This is a genomic window from Streptomyces sp. NPDC051104 (assembly GCF_040682835.1).
Taxonomy (GTDB): Bacteria; Actinomycetota; Actinomycetes; order Streptomycetales; family Streptomycetaceae; genus Streptomyces; species Streptomyces cynarae.
Genome location: NZ_JBFBBS010000014.1, coordinates 22,923 through 40,844, shown reverse-complemented (window position 1 = coordinate 40,844; position 17,922 = coordinate 22,923). Strand labels below are relative to the sequence as shown.

The 17,922-nt window shown below is 70.5% G+C and carries 16 protein-coding genes and 1 riboswitch; of the genes, 10 read left to right on the top strand and 6 right to left on the bottom strand.

Features of this window, described 5'->3' with window-relative positions; all coding sequences use genetic code 11:
- The first annotated feature begins 158 nt into the window (after positions 1–158).
- A complete protein-coding gene (gene arfB, locus AB0N14_RS20775; protein ID WP_366027163.1) occupies positions 159–620 on the top strand; it encodes an alternative ribosome rescue aminoacyl-tRNA hydrolase ArfB in 462 nt (153 codons plus the stop codon).
- Between the two features lie 96 nt (positions 621–716).
- Here the strand turns inward: arfB and AB0N14_RS20770 are convergent, their stop codons facing one another.
- Entirely contained in the window at positions 717–1,265 is a 549-nt protein-coding gene (locus tag AB0N14_RS20770; RefSeq protein WP_366027276.1) for a flavin reductase family protein, read from the bottom strand.
- Positions 1,266–1,678: 413 nt separating this feature from the next.
- Here AB0N14_RS20770 and cdgB point away from each other — a divergent pair, with 413 nt between their 5' ends.
- Positions 1,679–3,358 (top strand): diguanylate cyclase CdgB, encoded by a 1,680-nt coding sequence (gene cdgB, locus AB0N14_RS20765; RefSeq protein ID WP_366027162.1) that lies wholly within the window; start codon positions 1,679–1,681, stop codon positions 3,356–3,358.
- Between the two features lie 117 nt (positions 3,359–3,475).
- On the top strand, positions 3,476–4,396 hold the full coding sequence (locus AB0N14_RS20760) for a carbohydrate-binding protein (protein WP_366027160.1): 921 nt from the start codon (positions 3,476–3,478) through the stop codon (positions 4,394–4,396).
- 277 nt (positions 4,397–4,673) lie between these two features.
- Here the strand turns inward: AB0N14_RS20760 and AB0N14_RS20755 are convergent, their stop codons facing one another.
- From AB0N14_RS20755 to AB0N14_RS20745, 3 genes are all read right to left on the bottom strand, one after another.
- Positions 4,674–5,591 (bottom strand): 1-phosphofructokinase family hexose kinase, encoded by a 918-nt coding sequence (locus tag AB0N14_RS20755; RefSeq protein ID WP_366027158.1) that lies wholly within the window; start codon positions 5,589–5,591, stop codon positions 4,674–4,676.
- A gap of 156 nt (positions 5,592–5,747) precedes the next feature.
- Complete coding sequence (nagA, locus tag AB0N14_RS20750) at positions 5,748–6,890, bottom strand: N-acetylglucosamine-6-phosphate deacetylase (protein WP_366027157.1); 1,143 nt, start codon at positions 6,888–6,890, stop codon at positions 5,748–5,750.
- Entirely contained in the window at positions 6,890–7,834 is a 945-nt protein-coding gene (locus AB0N14_RS20745; RefSeq protein ID WP_366027156.1) for an ROK family protein, read from the bottom strand. The genes nagA and AB0N14_RS20745 overlap by 1 nt, the downstream gene beginning before the upstream one ends.
- Positions 7,835–8,006: 172 nt before the next feature.
- Between AB0N14_RS20745 and AB0N14_RS20740 the strand changes: the two genes are divergently transcribed.
- The 3 genes from AB0N14_RS20740 to otsB all read left to right on the top strand — a co-directional run bounded on the left by AB0N14_RS20740 (position 8,007) and on the right by otsB (position 10,537).
- Positions 8,007–9,230 carry an extracellular solute-binding protein gene (locus AB0N14_RS20740; RefSeq protein ID WP_366027275.1) on the top strand — a complete coding sequence of 408 codons (1,224 nt, stop codon included), beginning with the start codon at positions 8,007–8,009 and terminating at the stop codon, positions 9,228–9,230.
- 64 nt (positions 9,231–9,294) lie between these two features.
- Positions 9,295–9,522 (top strand): DUF3263 domain-containing protein, encoded by a 228-nt coding sequence (locus AB0N14_RS20735; RefSeq protein WP_366027155.1) that lies wholly within the window; start codon positions 9,295–9,297, stop codon positions 9,520–9,522.
- 169 nt (positions 9,523–9,691) lie between these two features.
- Positions 9,692–10,537 carry a trehalose-phosphatase gene (otsB, locus tag AB0N14_RS20730; protein ID WP_366027154.1) on the top strand — a complete coding sequence of 282 codons (846 nt, stop codon included), beginning with the start codon at positions 9,692–9,694 and terminating at the stop codon, positions 10,535–10,537.
- 131 nt (positions 10,538–10,668) lie between these two features.
- Here otsB and AB0N14_RS20725 read toward each other — a convergent pair whose 3' ends face one another.
- Both AB0N14_RS20725 and AB0N14_RS20720 read right to left on the bottom strand, forming a co-directional pair.
- A complete protein-coding gene (locus AB0N14_RS20725) occupies positions 10,669–12,102 on the bottom strand; it encodes a trehalose-6-phosphate synthase (RefSeq protein ID WP_366027153.1) in 1,434 nt (477 codons plus the stop codon).
- A gap of 97 nt (positions 12,103–12,199) precedes the next feature.
- Entirely contained in the window at positions 12,200–13,225 is a 1,026-nt protein-coding gene (locus tag AB0N14_RS20720) for a glucosyl-3-phosphoglycerate synthase (RefSeq protein ID WP_366027274.1), read from the bottom strand.
- A 193-nt stretch (positions 13,226–13,418) separates the two neighbouring features.
- Positions 13,419–13,562, top strand: a riboswitch (SAM riboswitch).
- An 18-nt stretch (positions 13,563–13,580) separates the two neighbouring features.
- Between AB0N14_RS20720 and thrC the strand changes: the two genes are divergently transcribed.
- The 4 genes from thrC to groL all read left to right on the top strand — a co-directional run bounded on the left by thrC (position 13,581) and on the right by groL (position 17,871).
- Complete coding sequence (gene thrC, locus AB0N14_RS20715) at positions 13,581–14,861, top strand: threonine synthase (protein WP_366027152.1); 1,281 nt, start codon at positions 13,581–13,583, stop codon at positions 14,859–14,861.
- A 52-nt stretch (positions 14,862–14,913) separates the two neighbouring features.
- Complete coding sequence (locus AB0N14_RS20710) at positions 14,914–15,189, top strand: MoaD/ThiS family protein (RefSeq protein ID WP_366027151.1); 276 nt, start codon at positions 14,914–14,916, stop codon at positions 15,187–15,189.
- 446 nt (positions 15,190–15,635) lie between these two features.
- A complete protein-coding gene (locus AB0N14_RS20705) occupies positions 15,636–15,839 on the top strand; it encodes a cold-shock protein (RefSeq protein ID WP_009339379.1) in 204 nt (67 codons plus the stop codon).
- A 406-nt stretch (positions 15,840–16,245) separates the two neighbouring features.
- Positions 16,246–17,871 carry a chaperonin GroEL gene (groL, locus tag AB0N14_RS20700; protein WP_366027150.1) on the top strand — a complete coding sequence of 542 codons (1,626 nt, stop codon included), beginning with the start codon at positions 16,246–16,248 and terminating at the stop codon, positions 17,869–17,871.
- The last annotated feature ends 51 nt before the right edge of the window (positions 17,872–17,922 follow it).

The following is a 17,922-nucleotide window of genomic DNA, read 5'->3' as shown; positions in this document are numbered from 1 at the left end:
GTTGGGAGTCCCTTCCCTCGTTGCGTGTGCGGATGAAGCTACCGCCACCTCTAGCAACGCCAAGGGGGGTACTCGCGGTTCCGGGTTCCTTTACCTTTTTTACCTGCCACCGGAAATCGGGATGACGAGAACCGGGCGGAGCGGGGAACATGGACGGCATGTCCGGTCCTTCTCGGGGGTCCGGGGGGCTGTCCCCCGGAAAACACAGAATCCGCGGCTCCGTCTCGCTCCCCGAGGCCGAGCTGATGTGGCGTTTCTCCCGGTCGTCCGGGCCCGGCGGACAGCACGTCAACACCAGCGACTCGCAGGTCGAGCTGCGCTTCGACCTGGCGAACACCGAGGCCCTTCCCCAGGTGTGGAAGGAGCGCGCCCTCGAGCGCCTGGCGCCCCGCCTGGTCAACGGGGTCGTCAGCGTCCGCTCCTCCGAGCACCGCTCCCAGTGGCGCAACCGTGAGGCCGCCGCGGTACGCCTGGCGGCGCTGCTGGCGGAGGCGACCGCGCCCCCGCCCAAGCCCCGCAGGCCGACCCGGATCCCACGGGGGATCAACGAGCGGCGACTGCGGGAGAAGAAGCAGCGCTCGGAGACGAAACGCGGCCGGTCCGCTCGTGACTGGACGTAGGCGGACAGCCGGACCGGCGGGTCAGGTCAGTCCCAGGACGCCCACGGTCTGGTCCCCGCTCGTCTCCCCGTACCGAGGGCCACGGATTTCTTCCGCTCACTTCAAGTGCCGGTACCGCCCCCGGAAATACATCAGCGGTCCGCCCTCCGCACTCGGCACCCGGGCCGTGAGCACCCGGCCGATGACCAGCGTGTGGTCGCCCGCCTGCACCCGCTGTTCCGTGCGGCACTCCAGGGTCGCCAGTGCGCCGCCGACCAGCGGTGCGCCGGAGGCCTCGCCGCGGACGTACGGGATGTCCTCGAACAGCAGGCGGTCGCTGACGCGGCCCTTCATCGCGAAGCGTCCCGCGATGTGCCGCTGGCTCTCCGAGAGGACGGAGACCGCCCACAGCGGCTGCTCGGCGAGCAGGTCGTCCATGCGGGCGCCCTCGCGCAGGCTCACCAGCACCAGGGGCGGGTCCAGGGACACCGACATGAAGGCGGTCGCCGTCATGCCGACGTCCTCGCCCTTCGGCCCCTCGGGATCCAGCGCCGGCTCGTGCGAGGTCACCAGGACCACGCCCGCGGCCAGCCGGGACATGGCAGCGCGGAACTCGTCGTTGCTCACCCCCTCAGGATGCCCGGAGGAGGGCGGCACGGCGGACATGGACGGGACAGCGGAAGTCTTGAGCACGTCAAAACGCTAGTCCCCGCTCATGGCCCCCCACATCGGGCCCGGGCCCGAATCGCGGCCTAGGACCAGCGACGGACGTCGACGGACGTCGTAGGATCACAAGCTCTGCACAGAGGGCCCGCATCGAGTCCGGAAGCATTCCGCGAAAACACAGGAAAAATGCGGAACCCCTCCGTAATTGTTCATCTTTAGCTGTGACTTGAGTCACAGGAAGCCTATTTTGTTGACCCTGTGTACCTAGTGGGCAGCGCGCTGTGATTCAGTGGCGGAGGCGCTGCATGACGCTACCCGGGGAGTACACCGAGTAGCGTGCCGCGGAATACCGGGAGAACGGTGGTACGCCGACGCGTCCCTGGAGTTGCTGCGAGATCTCGAGGGGAGGGCGAATGGAGACCGAGTCGGAGCCCTATGTCCGTCTTGCGACCCTGCGGCAGCTGCACCAGGTGATGGCGGACATGAACACCGCCCGCAGCCTGGCGGACACGCTGCAGACGGTGGCCGACGGCATCGTCAACGGCCTCGGCTACGAGCTGGCGGCCGTCAACCTCGTACGCCCGGACGGTGACCTCGTCGTCGCCGCACTCGCCGGGAACTCCGCAGCGGAGGCGCTGATCACCGGCCGCGTCGGCTCCCGCGCCTCCTGGGAGCGGCGCCTCAGCATGGGCGAGGCCTGGGGCACCCTGCGGTTCATACCGCACACGGAGGGCTGGATCCTCGACGAGGACGACGTGCCGCAGTGGTACACCGACGGTCCCGAGCCCCGCTTCGAGGACGAGTGGCACCCCTCCGACCGCCTCTTCGCGCCCATGTACACGCCGGGTGCCCAGGGCAGCTCCTGCGGTGAACTCCTCGGCGTCATCTCCGTGGACCGGCCGCGCAACGGGCGGCGGCCCGGCGCCTGGGGGCGCGAGGCGCTCCAGATGTACGCCTTCCACGCCGCCATCGCCATCAGCAACGCCCGTCTGCGGGCCAACATGCAGCGGGCCCTGGTCCGCCTGGAGCGGGAGCAGCAGGCGCTGCGCGCCAGCGAGGAGTCCTTCCGGCAGGCGTTCGAGTACGCCCCCTCGGGCATGGCCATCGCCGAGATGGGCGGCGACCAGCACGGCCGGATCCTGCGTACCAACGACGCGCTGTGCCGCCTGCTCGGCCGGCCCGCCTCCGCGATGCGCCGCTACTCGTTCTCCGACCTCGTCCACCCGGAGGACATCGGCACCCTGCTGCGCACCTCCGCCGAGGGCGGGCGGGCCGAACTGCGGCTCGGACGCCGGGACGGCACCTATGTGTGGGTGTCCCTGCGCAACTCCGTCGTCGCCGACGCCGCCGACGGGCCCCGCTTCCTGCTCACCCACGTCGAGGACATCGAGGAGCGCAAGCGCCGCGAGCTGCAGCTCGCCCACCGCGCCTCGCACGACTCGCTCACCGGCCTGCCCAACTCCGCGGAACTGCGCGCCCGTCTGTCCGCCCGCCTGTGCCGGCGCCCGCAGTCGCTGCCGCCGAGCGCGGCGGACTCCCTGGACGCCGCGTACGGCGACGGGTTCCGGAGCGACCACCCGGCCGCCCACGACAGCGGCGGCCACGCCTTCGACTTCCACGCCGGGCCGGGGCCGTACGACGCCTTCGACCACCATGTGCACACCGTCGCCCCGGACAGCGGCAGCGACGACGGCACCAAGGGCCTCGCGGTGCTCTTCTGCGACCTCGACGGCTTCAAGTCCATCAACGACCGGTTCGGGCACAACGCGGGCGACGCCGTCCTCATCGAGGTCGCCCGGCGGCTCAGCCGCGGGGTGCGGGACGGGGACACGGTGGCCCGGCTCGGCGGTGACGAGTTCGTCGTGCTTGCCGACGGGCTCGGCAAGGCCGACGCCCAGGATCTCGCCGTCCGTCTGCGCAACGAGATCATCCAGCCGATCCGGGTCGACGGCCGCGCCATGCGGGTCGGCGCGAGTTTCGGCATCGGCTGGGCACACTGCGGCATGACGGCGGACGAAGTGCTGAAATCGGCTGACGAGCGGATGTACGTAGAGAAACGGTCTCGTCCCAAACAGCACAGGCGTGCGGGGTAAACCGCCGGTCAACCCTTGGGTGATGGGAACAACAGCCGTGTGCGGTCCGGGGACCGGGTAGGCTCGCCATTCAGCCACGTACGCATCTGGACCCGCACCTGTTGAGGAGACCTAGGGATGACGCCCGGCAACAACGGCGCGAGCACGCCCGAGGACGACGACCCGTTCGGCTACCTCTACGCCGACGGTCAGGCCAACGGCGCTCAGCCGCCCTCCGGCGGCTACGGCTACCCGGGCTCCGTCAACAGAGTGCGCACGGTCGGGGAACGCCAGTACGGCCAGCCGCAGACGTCCGCCTACGGCCAGGTCCCGCCGCAGCAGGCGTACGGCCGGCCGAACGCGCACTACGCGGCACCCGAGACCATGCCGGGCGGCGCCCCGGCGACCCGTCAGACCCCGATGGCTCAGCCCCCGGGGGGCGGCCGCGGCCGGGGCCCCAACACCAAGGGCCTGCTGATCGGCGCGATCGCGGTGGTCGCCGCGGTGGTGATCGGCATCGGTGTGGCGATGGTCACCGGCGACTCGAACGACGGCAAGAAGGACACGGCGGGCAACGCGTCGGGCACTCCGACCGCCTCGCAGAGCGCCTCCCCGAGCGCCTCGTCGTCCGGCTCCGCGGTCGGGGAACTACCGAAGAGCGACGCCAAGGCCCTCCAGCTGAGCGGCGGCGCGACCACGGCCTCGGACGTCAAGGGGGCGAAAGCGGACGGCGGGGTCTATGTGACGGGGTTCAACACTGTCGGTGCCTCGATCACCTGGACTGTCAATGACATCCAGAAAGCCGGCTCGTACCGCCTGTATGTGCGTTATGCCATTCCCGGTGTGGACGCCAACGCGACGCTGACGGTCAACGGCAAACCCAACCAACAGCCGCTGGGCATGAAGAACTTCATCGGCTCACCGAACGGCGACTTCGAGAAGGGCTGGCAGTCCACCTGGGCTCCAGTGACGTTGACCAAGGGCACCAACACGTTGACGATCGCCTGTGGTCAGGGGAACCAGTGCAACGCCCTCATCGACCAACTGTGGGTGCAGTAGGGCTCAAACAGCCAAACGGTCCGCCGGTGGACCGGCGGACCGTTTGGGATCAGCCGCCGCAGCCGGTGTGGCAGAGGCGCCGCCCAGCAACACGCCGGCCACAGCCACCGTCGTCAGGCTTTTCCCGAGCACCCTCATATAAAGTCCCCGATTCCGAATCTTTCGCTATTGGTCGATATAGCGAACAGGTGATCATCTGATCATCTGGCCGACATGGGGGAGGGCGTCTCTCGGCCAAACTGCCAGGCGGGCATATCCGGCGAGGGTCGCAAAGCTTTCACGCCGCCGTCACCGACACTCGGGCCAGGAGTTTCTCGTAGGCCGCGCGGTCGAAGTCGCCCGCCGTGGGGGACCGTACGGTGGCTGCCGACAGGGCGACCGCGCGGCTCAGTCGGTCGGGCCAGGGGAGTTGGTCGACCAGGCCGGAGAGGAGGCCGGCGACGGCCGAGTCGCCGGCGCCGGTGGGGTTGCCGTGCTCGGAGGCGGGCGGGATCGCGTGCCAGCGGCCCTCCGGGGTGAGCGCCAGCAGGCCCTGTGCGCCCAGGGAGGCGATGACGGCGCGGGCGCCGCGCCTGCGGGCGTCCTGGGTGGCGCGCGAGGGCTCGTGGGAGCCGGTGAGTTCGGCCAGTTCGTCGGCGTTGGGTTTGATCAGGTCGGGGCGGGCGGCCAGGCCCCGTCGCAGCGGCTCCCCACTGGTGTCGAGGAGTACCGGGACGCCCGCCGCCCGCGCGGTGCGTACCAGGTGGGCGTACGCCCCCACGGGCACGCCCGGCGGCAGGCTGCCGCACAGGGCCACCGCGGCGGCGGAGCGCACCAGGTCGTCGTACGCCTCCAGGAAGGCCGACCACTCGGCGGGCGTTATCACCGGGCCGGGCTCGTTGAGCTGGGTGGTGTCGCCGGTGGACCGGTCGACCACCGCGACGGTGCGCCGGGTGGCGTTCGCGACCGGGACCAGCGCGTCCACGAGGCCGTGCGTGCGGGTGAGTTGCTCCCGCAGGGAGCGGCCCGTCGCGCCGCCCGCGAAGCCCGTGGCGGTCACCTGGTGACCGAGCGCGGCGAGCACCCGGGCGACGTTCAGCCCTTTGCCGCCGGGCCGTTCGGTCACCTCGGTCACCCGGTGCGAGGTGTGCGGCCTCAGCTCCTGTACGCGATAGGTGATGTCGAGAGCGGTGTTCAGCGTGACCGTCAGGATCACGTGGGGACCTCCCTCGAGGGTCGTGCAGGCGCGGTCCGTGGGCCCGGATTGGTCAGTGCGCCTGCCGTCGGCGGTTGCGGAGGCTCGATCATGCCAAAAGAGTCGGCGGTCGGCCCAGTCCCGGGGCCGACCGCCGCACGCGAACAAACGGATCAATCACCCCAGTTGGGGATCGACCACCCACTGTCCGCGGCGCATCACGCCCTTGAGGCGGAAGTCGTCGTCCAGCAGCACCAGGTCGGCGTCCTTGCCGGGCTCCAGGGAGCCCACCCGGTCGTAGACGCCGAGCAGCTTCGCCGGGCCCCCCGAGATGGCCGTGACGACGTCCTCCACCGCCAGCCCGTCCACGGTGACCGCCCGGCGGAACGCGCGGTCCAGGGTGAGGGTCGAGCCCGCGATCGAGCCGCCCTCCACCAGTCGGGCCACACCCTGACGGACCTCGACCTCGAGCGGGCCGAGCATGTACCGCCCGTCCCCGATACCGGCCGCGTCCATGGCGTCCGTGATGAACGCCACCCGTCCCGCGCCCGCGTGACGGAACGCCAGTCGCAGGGCCGCCGGGTGCAGATGGACGCCGTCGTCGATCAGCTCCACCGTGACCCGCTCGTCCTCCAGCAGGGCGGCGACGGGGCCGGGGGCGCGGTGGCCGAGCTGTGGCATCGCGTTGAACAGGTGGGTGGCGACCGTGGCGCCCGCGTCGATGGCCTGGACCGTCTGCTCGTAGGTCGCGTCCGTGTGCCCGATCGCCGCGATCACCCCGTGCTCGACCAGCAGCCGTGCGGAGTCCAGGCCACCGGGCAGTTCGGTGGCGAGCGTCACCATCGCGGCCCGGCCGCGCGCGGCGTCGATGAGCTTGCGCACCTCCGCCGGATCGGGGTCGCGCAGCAGCGCCTCCGAGTGCGCGCCCTTGCGGCACGGCGAGATGAACGGGCCCTCGAAGTGGATGCCGGCGATGTCTCCCTGCTCGGCCAGCTCCGACAGCAGGCCCGCCTGCTGGACGAGGACGTCCATGTCGTCGGTGACGGTGGAGGCGACGAGCGTGGTGGTGCCGTGCTCCCGGTGGGTACGCAGGGCCGTCAGGACGTCGTCCACCGTGCCGGAGAAGGACGCACCTCCGCCGCCGTGGTTGTGGATGTCCACGAAGCCGGGGACCAGCCAGTGGCCGCGTACGTCGATGATCTCGGCGCTCTCGGGGGCGGACCCGGCGATGCGCGTGCCCTCCACGACCAGGCGGCCGTCGTCCACCACCCCGCTGGGCAGTACCACCCGGGCACCGGCGAGAACCTTCGTAGTGGCCATCAGATGGTTACCTCCGCAGGGTCAGTGGTTTTGAGGAGATCCCAGGCCATGAGCCCGGCCCCGAGACGTCCGGCCGCATCCCCCAGCGCGGCGGGGACGATCGACGGCAGCTTCTGGAAGGTCACGCGGCGGCGCACGGCCTCGCGCAGTGGTGCGAACAACGTTTCCCCGGCCTCGGCGAGCCCGCCACCGATGATCAGGGTGCGCGGGTCCAGCAGGGTGAGCGCGGTCACCAGGCCGTCGGCGAGGGCGTCCACGGCCTCCTGCCAGACCTTCCGTGCCCGCGGGTCCCCCGACGCCACGGCCTTCGCGCAGTCGGCGGCGTCCGCCTCCGGGGCACCGGCCGCCCCGGCCCAGGCCTCGCCCACGGCGGCCGCGGACGCGTACCGCTCCAGACAGCCGCGCTGACCGCACGGACACGGGCTCCCCTGCGGCCGTACGACGATGTGGCCGATCTCGCCCGCGAAACCGTGCGCCCCGGCCTCCACCCGGCCGCCGATGCCGATGGCGCCCGCGATCCCGGTGCCGAGCGGCACGAACAGGAACCGGTCCGCCCCCCGGCCCGCGCCGAGGCGCCCCTCGGCGAGTCCGCCGGTGCGCACGTCGTGCCCGAGCGCCACGGGCACCCCGTCGAGCCGGCGGCTGAGCAGGTCCCGCAGGGGCACATCGCGCCAGCCCAGGTTGGCCGAGTACACGGCGACACCGCGCTCGGCGTCCACGATCCCGGGGACGGCGACGCCTGCGGCGGCCGCGGGTTCGCCCAGGTGGCGCTCGCCGTGCGCGCGCAGCTCGGCGGCGAAGGCGAGCACCGACTCCACCACGGCGTCCGGCCCGCGCTCACGTCCGGTGGCCCGGCGCGCCCGGTGCAGCAGCTCACCCCCGGCCCCGACCAGAGCGGCCTTCATCCCGGTGCCGCCCACATCCAGGGCGATGACATGTCTCACGGGAACAGTGTCGCTCGTGGACCCGGAAGAGGTCTAGTCCATTCAGGTGGTGTAGACCTTATCCTTTGGATATTCCGGATGATGAGACGGCAGGGCCAGAGCAGTGCAGCGACGCGGAACGCGCAGGACGACATGGGGCAAGGGTCTGATCGCGGCGGTGTCCGCCCTCGGCATGACCGGAGCCCTGGCGAGCTGCGCGGGTGCGGTGGGTTCCGGGGACGTCACCCTGCGGCTGGTGGCCGCCGACTACGGGGACTCGTCGGCGAACAGTTCCGAGAAGTACTGGGACCAGCTGGTCAAGGACTTCGAGGCGGAGCACTCCGGAATCAAGGTCGAGGTCAGCGTCTACTCCTGGAACGACGTGGACCGCAAGGTGAAGGAGATGGTCGCCAGGGGCGACGCCCCGGACATGGCGCAGATCGGGGCCTACGCGGACTACGCGGCGGCGGGCAAGCTGTACCCGGCCGACGACGTCCTCTCGATCCCCGTCCAGGCGGACTTCGCCTCGGAGCTGAGCGACGCCGGCAAGGTGAACCGGACCCAGTACGGCATGCCGTTCGCCGCCTCCACGCGGATCCTCCTCTACAACAAGACGCTGTTCTCCGAGGCCGGCATCACCACCCCGCCGCAGAGCTGGAGCGACCTGGCGACGGACGCTCAGCTGCTCGAGGCCAAGGGGGTGAAGTACCCGTACGCGCTGCCGCTGGGCCCCGAGGAGGCGCAGGCGGAGACCATGCAGTGGCTGCTCAGCGGCGGCGCCGGCTACCTGAACGGCTTCGGCTCCTACGACCTCGACTCCACGCAGAACGTGGCCACCTTCACCTGGCTGAAGGACAACCTGGTGGGCAAGGGGCTGACGGGCCCGGTGGCGCCGGGGAAGCTGAACCGCGCCGACGCCTTCGCCGCGTTCACGCGCGGCGAGGTGGGCATGCTGAACGGCCACCCGTCCCTGATGAAGATGGCGCGCGGGAAGGGCGTGAAGTTCGGCATGGTGCCGATGCCCGGGATCAACGGCCGGGCGAAGTCGACCATGGGCGTGGCGGACTGGATGATGGCGTTCCAGCAGGGCGGCCACAAGGACCAGATCCGTGAGTTCCTCGACTACGTGTACAGCGAGAAGAACGTGCTGTCCTTCTCCCGCGAGTACGACCTGCTGCCGGTGACGAGCTCCGCGCGGGAGACCATGGCGCAGTCGTCCCAGGACCAGGACCTGGAGCCGTTCCTGCAGGAGCTGCCGAGCGCTGAGTTGTACCCGGTCGGCAAGACGTCGTGGGCGACGGTCAGCGCGGACATCAAGAACCGGATAGGCAAGGCGGTCGGCCCGGACGGCAGCCCGGCGGCGATCCTGGGCCAGCTGCAGCGGGCGGCCGTGACGGCCGACAGCTCCGCGGGCTAGCCGGGATACGTGCGGGTAGGCAGGGGGACCCCCGGACGGGCTCGTGATTGGCTACCGTTCCCGCATGGACGACCTGAACCCCAGAGAGAAGGCCATCCTGGCCCTGGAGGGCCGCGGTTTCTCCGGGCCGGGGGCCAAGGAGCGGGCCATTCGGGAGCAGCTCGGTCTCGCCCCCGTCCGCTACTACCAGCTGCTCAACGCCCTCCTCGACGACCCCAGGGCCCTCGCCCACGCCCCGGTCACCGTCAACCGCCTCCGCCGCATCCGAGAGGCACGCCGCGCGGAACGCTGAGCCGTGAGCCGTGAGCCGTGAGCCGTGAGCCGTGAGCCGTGAGCCGTAAGCCGTAAGCCGTAAGCCGTAAGCCGTAAGCCGTGAGCCGCGCCGGGCCTGCCGGCGCGCGCCCGGCGCGCCCCCGTGACCCCGTGGGTGCGCCCGGCCGCGCGCCGATAGGGTCGGACCCATGGGCAGCCACACGGACTCCTTGCCGACGCCCGCCACCCCGGCCGGGCGTGACGGTCTCGACGCCATCCTCGCCCGGCCCGAGCGGGCCGTCCTCGCCTTCGACTTCGACGGGACGCTCGCCCCGATCGTCCCCGACCCCGACCAGGCCCGCGCCCACCCCGACGCGGTCTCCGCCCTCGCGGCCCTCGCCCCGAAGGTCGCCTCCGTCGCGGTCGTCACCGGCCGTCCCGCCGGCGTCGCCGTCCGCCACGGCGGCTTCGCGGGCGTCCCCGGACTCGACCACCTCGTCGTCCTCGGCCACTACGGCGCCGAACGCTGGGACGCCCGCACCGGCACCGTCACCGCTCCGGCCCCCCACCCGGGAGTCGCCGCCGTCCGCGCCGAACTCCCCGGCCACCTCGACGAGATCGGCGCCTGGCGCGGCACCTGGATCGAGGAGAAGGGCCGCGCCGTCGCCGTCCACACCCGCCGCGCCGAGGACCCGCAGGCCGCCTTCGAGGCCCTGCGCGAACCCCTCGCCGACCTCGCCGCCCGCCACGGCCTGATCGTCGAACCCGGCCGCATGGTCCTGGAACTGCGCCCGCCGGGCATGGACAAGGGGGTGGCCCTGTCGGAGTACGTCCGTGAGACCGGTGCCGAAGCGGTCATGTACGCCGGCGACGACCTCGGCGACCTCCCCGCCTTCGCCGCCGTCGACAAACTCCGCTCCGACGGCGTCCCCGGCCTCCTGATCTGCAGCGGCAGCGACGAGGTCACGGAGTTGGCGAAGAGGGCGGACCTGGTGGTCGACGGCCCGCAGGGGGTTGTACAGCTACTGAGGACATTGGCAGAGAGGCTGGCGTAGAGCGCGCCCCTTGAGGGGCGCGGGGCCGTGTCGATATGCGGCTCCGCCGCGATGGGGGTCCCCCTGTTCGAGCGAAGCCGAGAACTCGGGGGAGCGACAAGCCCCCGTCGGCCCGCACCCGAAAAACGACCTCAAACCTCCAGCGCAGCCAACTGATCCAAGAACCACCGGGCCGGCGGAAGCGCCGTAGCCTGCGCGGCAAGCCGCTTCGAGCGCTCCGCCCGCTCACCCACCGGCATCGACAACGCCTCGTGCAAAGCCTCCGCCGTGCCCCGGATGTCGTACGGATTGACCGTCACCGCGTCGTCGCCCAGCTCCTCGTACGCCCCGGCCTCCCGCGACAGCACCAGCGCACACCCCTGGTCCGACAGCACCGGAACCTCCTTGGCGACGAGGTTCATGCCGTCCCGGATGGGGTTCACCAGGGCGACGTCAGCGAGCCGGTACGCGGCGAGGGAGCGCGCGAAGTCGTCCTTGACGTGCATCTCGACCGGGGTCCAGCCCGGCGTCCCGTACCTTTCGTTGATCTCCGCGGCCACCCGCTGGACCTCCGCCGTGTACTCGCGGTACACGGCCAGGTCCTGGCGGGACGGGTACGCGAACGCCACGTGGACCACCCGATCGCGCCACTCCGGACGGGACTCCAGCAGCTCCTCGTACGCCAGCAGACCCCGCACGATGTTCTTCGACAGCTCCGTGCGGTCCACCCGCACGATCACCTTGCGGGGGCGGCCGTCGGGGCCGGTGCCGATCTGCTCCCGCAGGATCGCCATCCGTTCGTCCACATCCGGCCGGTGCGCCCGCTCGCGCAGGAAGTCCGCGTCCGCGCCCAGGCCGTGCACCCCGATCCGGGTGTTCCCCAGCCCGCCGACGAGCGCCTCGCAGCACTTGGTGAAGGCGTCCGCCCACCGCTGGGTGAGGAAGCCCAGCCGGTCGGCGCCCAGCATGCCGCGCAGCACCTGACCGGCGATGTCGTCCGGAAGCATCCGGAAATAGTCCACCGGTGCCCACGGCGTGTGCGAGAAGTGACCGATCCGCAGGTCCGGCCGCAACTGCCGCAGCATCCCCGGGACCAGCGTCAGGTGGTAGTCCTGCACCACGACCGCCGCCCCCTCGGCCGCCTCCTCGGCCAGCGCCTCGGCGAACGCGCGATTGTAGGTCTCGTACGACGCCCACGCGTGCCGGAACTCCCTGCCGAAGACCGGCTCGAGCGGCGTCTGGTACAGCATGTGGTGGACGAACCACAGCACCGAGTTCGCGATGCCGTTGTACGCCTCGGAGAACACCGTCGCGTCGATGTCGAGCATCCGGACCCGCCGGCCGCCGGTGTCGGCCGGATCCAGTGCGCCGCCCGTGCGGCGTACGGCCTCGCGGTCGCCGTCGTTCAGGGCCGCGCACACCCAGACCGCGCCCGCGTCGGGGCCGATCGCCGACAGGCCCGACACCAGGCCGCCTCCGCCGCGTTTGGCGGTGAGCTGCCCGGACTCGTCCAGCGCGTACGAGACGGGGCCGCGGTTGGAGGCGACGAGGATGCGGGCGCCGTGCGCATGCTGCGTGGAAGCCATGCCACGAAACCTAGCCCGAGGCGAATACGCTCAAACGTACGGTTCGGCCGTATGCGGAACCGTGTCCGCCACGTCCGGGCATCCGGCTGCGCACGGTTCAGGCCACCTTTCGTTCCATGTACTCGGCGATCTCCGCCATCGGCGGCCTCTCCTCCGTGTCCACCGAGTACGTCCGGGGCTCGAAGCCGCCCTCGACCCGTTCGAACTGCGTGAGGGCCGGGCGGACCAGATGACCGCGGGCCAGGCGGAGCTGGGCCGTGCGGTAGATCGCGGCGGCCATGCGGCCGAGCGCCTGGCCGTCCTGGTGGCGGTGCTTGCGCACGCCGACGTCGACCTGGGCCAGCGCGTCCAGGCCCACCAGGTGCAGCGCGTCCACCAGCATGCCGAGCTCGACGCCGTACCCGACCGGGAAGGGGAGCCGTTCCAGCAGGGAGCGGCGGGCCGCGTACTCGCCGCCGAGCGGCTGGACGAATCCGGCGAGCAGCGGCCAGTGCATGTTGAGCAGCGGGCGCGCCATCAGTTCCGTGACGCGGCCGCCCTGTCCCGCCGTCTTGTCGTAGGCGAGCGAATCCGACTCGGTGCCGGAGGCGAGCGGATCCGACTCAGTGCCGTAGGCGAGCGAATCCGACTCGGTGCCGAGCGGACGGTCGTACATCGCCTTCACCAGGTCCACGTCCGGGTCGGTGAGCAGCGGGCCCACGATCCCGGTCACGAAGTCCGAGGAGAACTCCTTCAGGTCCGCGTCGACGAAGCAGACGATGTCCCCGCCGGTGACGAGCAGGGAGCGCCACAGCACCTCGCCCTTGCCCGGCACGGCCGGTATGCGCGGCAGGATCGTGTCGCGGTGCACCACCCTGGCGCCGGCCGCGGCGGCGACCTGGGACGTGCGGTCGGTGGAGCCGGAGTCGACGACGACGATCTCGTCGACCAGCGGAACCTGCCGCACGAGGTCGTGGCGGATGACGTAGACGATCTCGCCGACCGTCTCCTGCTCGTTGAGCGCGGGCAGCACGACGCTGACCGAGGAGCCCGAGGCTCGTTTCGCGGCCATGATCTGGTGGAGCGGGCGATCGGTGACGGACCAGGAGCGGGTGCTCAGCCAGCGCTCGACTTCTTCCAGCACAGTCTGCGGCTCCTCACGTTCGTACGGGGTGGGGGGTGAGTCGGGGACGGTCGAACGGTCTCTCTTGTGATCCATCTCGCGGTTCGGACGACTATCTCAACTCTCCCGGCCGTCGGTTACAGTCTTGAACAACGCCGGTGACCATCGCATGTCGGGGCCCACCCTGGCCCGCGCCGGCGAAACAACCGCATACAGCTCATCCAGAGGGGCAGAGGGACACGGCCCGGTGAAGCCCCGGCAACCCTCCAGTCGGTTCTCGTCCTAGCAGGCGAGGCTCCCGGCTCGGGAAGGTGCCAATTCCGTCTCACGGCGAGATGCGTCGTGAGGAAGATGAGGAGAAAGGGCCTCGCCTGACATGGCTGTGCAGACAGTTGCAAGCACCACCGATTCCGTGGACCTCGGCCCCGCCGCGGCCCTGTCCTGCCGCGAGTGCGGCCACCGGGTGCCGCTCGGCCCGGTCTTCGCCTGCGAGGAGTGTTTCGGCCCGCTGGAGGTCGCCTACGACTTCTCGGGCTACGACACCGAGGAGCTGCGGAAGCGCATCGAGGCGGGCCCCGCGAACATCTGGCGCTATGCGCCGCTGCTGCCGGTCCCGGCGGACGTCGCCGACAAGCCGAACCTCAACCCGGGCTGGACCAAGCTCGTCAAGGCCGACAACCTGGCGCGCGAGCTGGGCGTCACCGGCGGGTTGTATGTGAAGGACGACTCCGGTAACCCGACGCACTCCTTCAAGGACCGCGTGGTCGCCCAGGCCCTCGAGGCGGCGCGCGTCTTCGGCTTCACCACCCTGTCCTGCTCCTCCACCGGCAACCTCGCGGGCGCGGTCGGCGCCGCGGCGGCCCGCGCCGGCTTCCGCTCCTGCGTGTTCATCCCGCACGACCTGGAGCAGGGCAAGGTCGTCATGGCCGCGATCTACGGCGGCGAGCTCGTCGGCATCGAGGGCAACTACGACGACGTGAACCGCTTCTGCTCCGAGCTGATCGGCGACCCGGCGGGCGAGGGCTGGGGCTTCGTCAACGTCAACCTGCGGCCGTACTACGCGGAGGGCTCCAAGACCCTGGCGTACGAGATCGCCGAGCAGCTCGGCTGGGAGCTGCCGGACCAGATCGTGGTGCCGATCGCCTCGGGCTCGCAGCTGACGAAGATCGACAAGGGTCTGCAGGAGCTGATCAAGCTGGGGCTCGTCGAGGACAAGCCGTACAAGATCTTCGGCGCGCAGGCCGAGGGCTGCTCGCCGGTGTCGACGGCGTACAAGGCGGGCCACGACGTCGTACGGCCGCAGAAGCCGGACACGATCGCCAAGTCGCTGGCGATCGGAAACCCGGCCGACGGCCCGTACGTCCTGGACATCGCCCGCCGCACGGGTGGCGCCGTGGAGGACGTGACGGACGAGCAGATCGTCGACGCCATCAAGCTGCTGGCGCGCACCGAGGGCATCTTCGCCGAGACGGCGGGTGGCGTGACCGTCGGCGTCACGCGCAAGCTCATCGAGAACGGCGTCCTCGACCCGGCGAAGACGACGGTCGTCCTCAACACCGGGGACGGTCTGAAGACGCTGGACGCGGTGGCCGACACGGGGCTGACCGCGACGATCCGTCCTACCCTCGAGTCCTTCCGTGAGGCCGGTCTCGTCTGACCTCCGCCCGCCACAACCCACCAGCCGTACCCCGACCGGAGGTCATCCCCCGATGAGCGTCACCGTCCGCATCCCCACCATCCTGCGCACCTACACGGGCGGGCAGGCCGAGGTCACCGCCGAGGGCGCGACCCTCGCCGAGGTCATCGCCGACCTGGAGAAGAACCACACCGGCATCGCCGCCCGCGTCCTGGACGACCAGGGCAAGCTGCGCCGCTTCGTCAACGTCTACGTGAACGACGACGACGTCCGCTTCGAGCAGGGTCTTCAGACCGCCACCCCGGAGGGCGCGGGCGTCTCCATCATCCCGGCGGTCGCGGGCGGCTGACGGTCGTTCGGACGCGCGATCCTTACCCTCGGTAACGCATGTAACCGAGTTCATCGAATTGCCCTCTCCGTGAGAGAAACGGAGGGGGCAATTCTGCATGGTTGAGCGGGGTACAGTTGGGGAACGCGCTCCCGGACTCCCCTTCCGGGTCCGCGATCACCTGCCGCGCGCCCGACAAGAAGCAGCCAAACTGTGCAGGGCTTTTGCGCCATTCATTCCCTTTGCCCGGCCCGACTTGCCCTGAATTCGGGTGAATTCTCCGTACATTCCCGACCGGTCGGGCCCCGAATTCTCGTCCGATTGACCTGTTGCAGACGGCAGTTGGACAGATACATTCAGCCGCGGTCGACGCGTTCCGGCGCACGCCCCCAACCGTTGGGGGCGAGGTCTGACCCGGATCCGCGAAGTGTGGATCTGTGCAAGGGCCAGTAATAGGGGAGTTAGGCATGGCTCAGGGCACCGTCAAGTGGTTCAACGCGGAGAAGGGGTACGGCTTCATCGCGGTCGACGGTGGTGCGGACGTCTTCGTCCACTACAGCGCGATCCAGATGGACGGCTACCGCACCCTTGAGGAGGGCCAGCGGGTCGAGTTCGAGATCTCGCAGGGTCAGAAGGGGCCGCAGGCGGACATGGTTCGCCTGGCCGGCTGAAGTTACGCGCCGACGCTGAACTGTTCGACGTGTCGAGGGGCTCGTATCCCGTCCGGGGTACGGGCCCCTCGGTCGTGTCCGGCCACCGGCTCTCCAGGGGGCGCGCAGCGGCGTCCACCTGCGGATCATGCTCCCGAGTTCACCCTCTGGTCCCGGGAGCCGTTTGCGCCCGCCCGTCACCCGACCACCACCCCTCAACGAGCCCGCTCCGCGGGCGCGCCTTGCACTCGGACGGGGCGAGTGCTAATCATTGGCGTTAGCACTCTGAAGGTGAGAGTGACAACAGATGGACCGGGTCGGTGAGGCCGCGGGCCGGGTGGGGCAAGGAACCTCCGGCCGGGCCGTCCGTCGCGGGCGCGGGCGCGGTCCGAAGGAATCACCCCCAGTCCTGGAGGGACCACTTCACATGGCCAAGATCATCGCGTTCGACGAGGAGGCGCGGCGCGGCCTCGAGCGCGGCATGAACCAGCTCGCGGACGCCGTCAAGGTGACCCTCGGCCCCAAGGGCCGGAACGTCGTCCTCGAGAAGAAGTGGGGCGCCCCCACGATCACCAACGACGGTGTCTCCATCGCCAAGGAGATCGAGCTCGAGGACCCGTACGAGAAGATCGGCGCCGAGCTGGTCAAGGAAGTCGCCAAGAAGACGGACGACGTCGCCGGTGACGGTACGACCACCGCGACCGTCCTCGCCCAGGCCCTGGTCAAGGAGGGCCTGCGCAACGTGGCCGCCGGCGCCAACCCGATGGCCCTCAAGCGCGGCATCGAGAAGGCCGTCGAGGCCGTCTCCGCCTCGCTGCTCGAGCAGGCCAAGGACGTCGAGACCAAGGAGCAGATCGCCTCCACGGCCTCCATCTCCGCCGCCGACACCCAGATCGGCGAGCTCATCGCCGAGGCGATGGACAAGGTCGGCAAGGAAGGCGTCATCACCGTCGAGGAGTCGCAGACCTTCGGTCTGGAGCTCGAGCTCACCGAGGGCATGCGCTTCGACAAGGGCTACATCTCGGCGTACTTCGCCACCGACATGGAGCGTATGGAGGCCGTCCTCGACGACCCGTACATCCTGATCGCCAACTCCAAGATCAGCTCCGTCAAGGACCTGCTCCCGCTCCTCGAGAAGGTCATGCAGTCCGGCAAGCCGCTGCTGATCATCGCCGAGGACGTCGAGGGCGAGGCCCTGTCGACCCTGGTCGTCAACAAGATCCGCGGCACCTTCAAGTCCGTCGCCGTCAAGGCCCCGGGCTTCGGCGACCGCCGCAAGGCCATGCTCGGCGACATCGCCATCCTCACGGGCGGCGAGGTCATCTCCGAGGAGGTCGGCCTCAAGCTGGACAACGCGACCCTGGACCTCCTGGGCCGCGCCCGCAAGGTCGTCATCACCAAGGACGAGACCACGATCGTCGACGGTGCCGGCTCCGCCGACCAGGTGCAGGGCCGGGTCAACCAGATCCGCGCCGAGATCGAGAACAGCGACTCCGACTACGACCGCGAGAAGCTGCAGGAGCGCCTGGCGAAGCTGGCCGGCGGCGTGGCCGTCATCAAGGCCGGTGCCGCCACCGAGGTGGAGCTGAAGGAGCGCAAGCACCGCATCGAGGACGCCGTCCGCAACGCGAAGGCGGCCGTCGAGGAGGGCATCGTCGCCGGTGGTGGCGTGGCCCTGGTCCAGGCGGCGCAGAACTCCTTCGAGAAGCTGGACCTCGAAGGTGACGAGGCCGTCGGCGCCGAGATCGTCCGCAAGGCCCTGACCGCCCCGCTGACCCAGATCGCCGTCAACGCCGGCCTCGAGGGCGGCGTCGTGGTGGAGAAGGTCCGCAACCTCACCCCGGGCCACGGCCTGAACGCCGCGACCGGTGAGTACGTGGACATGATCGCCGAGGGCATCATCGACCCGGCGAAGGTGACCCGTTCCGCGCTGCAGAACGCCGCCTCCATCGCCGCGCTGTTCCTCACCACCGAGGCCGTCATCGCCGACAAGCCGGAGAAGGCCGCCGCGCCCGCCGGTGGCGGCATGCCGGGCGGTGACATGGACTTCTGATCCTTCCGAGGATCGGTACCAGTCCTTCCGTACGAGGGCGGCACTCCCTGT